This window comes from Nostoc sp., assembly GCF_035638895.1.
Lineage (GTDB): Bacteria > Cyanobacteriota > Cyanobacteriia > Cyanobacteriales > Nostocaceae > Nostoc.
Genome location: NZ_DASQZC010000147.1, coordinates 1 through 2,085, shown reverse-complemented (window position 1 = coordinate 2,085; position 2,085 = coordinate 1). Strand labels below are relative to the sequence as shown.

At 40.1% G+C, this 2,085-nt stretch carries 3 protein-coding genes; 1 reads left to right on the top strand and 2 read right to left on the bottom strand.

Translation table 11 applies throughout. From position 1 onward, the window contains the following. A partial coding sequence (locus tag VE944_RS07100; RefSeq protein WP_324974330.1) for a peptidoglycan-binding domain-containing protein occupies window positions 1-500 on the bottom strand: 500 nt, incomplete at its 3' end. A 119-nt stretch (window positions 501-619) separates the two neighbouring features. Continuing rightward, entirely contained in the window at window positions 620-1,336 is a 717-nt protein-coding gene (locus VE944_RS07095) for an ROK family protein (protein WP_324974327.1), read from the bottom strand. 246 nt (window positions 1,337-1,582) lie between these two features. On the opposite strand from VE944_RS07095, the gene VE944_RS07090 reads away from it, so the two are divergent. Further along, a partial coding sequence (locus VE944_RS07090) for a 2TM domain-containing protein (protein WP_324974323.1) occupies window positions 1,583-2,085 on the top strand: 503 nt, incomplete at its 3' end.

Genomic DNA, 2,085 nt, shown 5'->3' with positions numbered 1-2,085 from the left:
TGCTGATTTTGAAAGGCTTTGACAGCAGTCTCTGTCAAAGCGCCAAAAACGCCATCTACTCTAACGGCATAACCATTAGACACTAATAGCCGTTGTAAGATTCTGACAGCAACACCAGAGCCGCCGAAATAAAGAGTCGGCAAAGGTGGTTGGCTAGTAAACTTCTGCAACTTTCCTGTAGCCTTTGCACGGACTTTACCTTTAGATGGAGAATACTTTTTAGGCTGATCTAAGTTAGAAGAAACTAGGAACTGATTTTTTTTACTGATTTTCTTGAGTATATGTTCTTTTTCTACTGCGATCGCTGAGGGATAAGCTTGATAAATTCTATCTGTCTGCATAAATTCAGGTGGTGTAACTTGAGCAGTTATCTCTAACTGACTCTGTTTTGACTGGTTTTCGTCATTTTCCATCTGAAATAATTGCTGCTGTGGCAAATTGACCCCAGAGCCTTGTCTGATTGTTAACACGCCCGTCATCATCAGGCCAATTTCATTCATTGTTAATTTTTATCTCATTTGGAAATTTTTAGAAGGAATGCACCTTAATAAAAAGCGCGTAGGCGTAGCTCTTCAGAGACATTATTTAGTACGCCCAGTTTTGGATACTATAAAACTTTTTACCTTTTTTCATCTCGCCATAAAGCAATACCGCCTAATAAACCTGTGATATTGGGAATGAGTTTTACATTTAACGGTAGCTGTAAATTCACTTTCACCGCTTCACCACCGCCAATGTAAAGGTAATCATAATTGAAAAGGTGTTGCAAAGATGCGATCGCTTTTTCTAAACGCTTATTCCATCTTTTGTCACCAATTTTTTCTAGCTCTGCACGCCGTAACTGCTGCTCAAAAGTCTCTCCTTTGCGAAACGGATGATGCCCCATTTCCATATTTGGCACCAGCTTACCATCTACAAATAAAGCCGAACCAAACCCCGTACCCAGAGTAATTACCAATTCTACACCTTTACCTGCGATCGCACCCAACCCCTGCATATCTGCATCATTAATCACCCGTACAGGCTTGTTTAAATGTTTTAATAATACTGTTTCCAAATCAAATCCGATCCAATCTGGATGTAGGTTTACCGCAGTTTCGGTGACTCCACACCGCACCACACCGGGAAAACCGACCGAAACGCGATGAAATTCACCAAGAGATGCTGCTAACACAACAATTGCATTAATTACAACCTCTGGTGTAGCAGGTTGGGGTGTATCTAAACGCGCCCTTTCTGTTACAGGATTCCCCGTAATATCCAAAACCATAGCTTTAACGCCACTACCGCCAATATCAACCGATAGGGTACGAATCGATCCATTTTCGTCAACCATTGAGTTACATCCTTCTTGTTGCTTGTTACCTAGTTATTATCCTCTGCTGCACCTTAATAATATCTGGATATTTGGAGAGTCTTTATATTGGTGGGGAGTGGGGAGTAGGGAGGTAGGGGGAGAATAACTAATGACTAATGACTAATAGATTTGCTAATGTAAGAATAATGGAAATAGTACAGGCGTAGCTGCTTAAAATCTATCCGGCAGCAAATTTCTATTAAAAGTAATATAAGAGAAAGAATTATGACAACATTTGAACCCAAGACTCTCCGCTCTTATAGCCAAGATGATGTTCAACAAATTCTGCAATTAGCGATCGCTCGTCAAGCTGACGACAAAGATACAGAATTTTCTTATGAGCAGATATTAGAAATTGCTGCTGAGTTAGAAATTTCACCTGATTCTTTAAAGTTAGCAGAACGCGATTGGCTAGTACAACAGGGGCAAGTTCAACAGCGAAGGGCTTTTGACGCTTACCGTATCAGAAGATTTCAGAAGCGTCTAGGAAATTATGCAATTTTTAATGGCTTTTTTATACTGTTAAATTTAATCACTGGTGGCGGAATTTCTTGGTCGCTGTACATTTTGCTATTCTGCGGATTGCCTGTAGGACTAGATGTCTGGAATACCTTTCAAATGAAAGGCGAAGAGTATGAAATGGCATTCCAGAAGTGGAATCGTAAGCATGAGATTAAGAAAACCATCAGCACAGTTTTGAATAAGTGGTTTAAGGCATTACAGGCTTA

Coding starts and splice junctions, on each gene's coding strand:
- VE944_RS07095 (WP_324974327.1), bottom strand. CDS start 1,336: ATGGTTGACGAAAATGGATCGATTCGTACCCTATCGGTTGATATTGGC.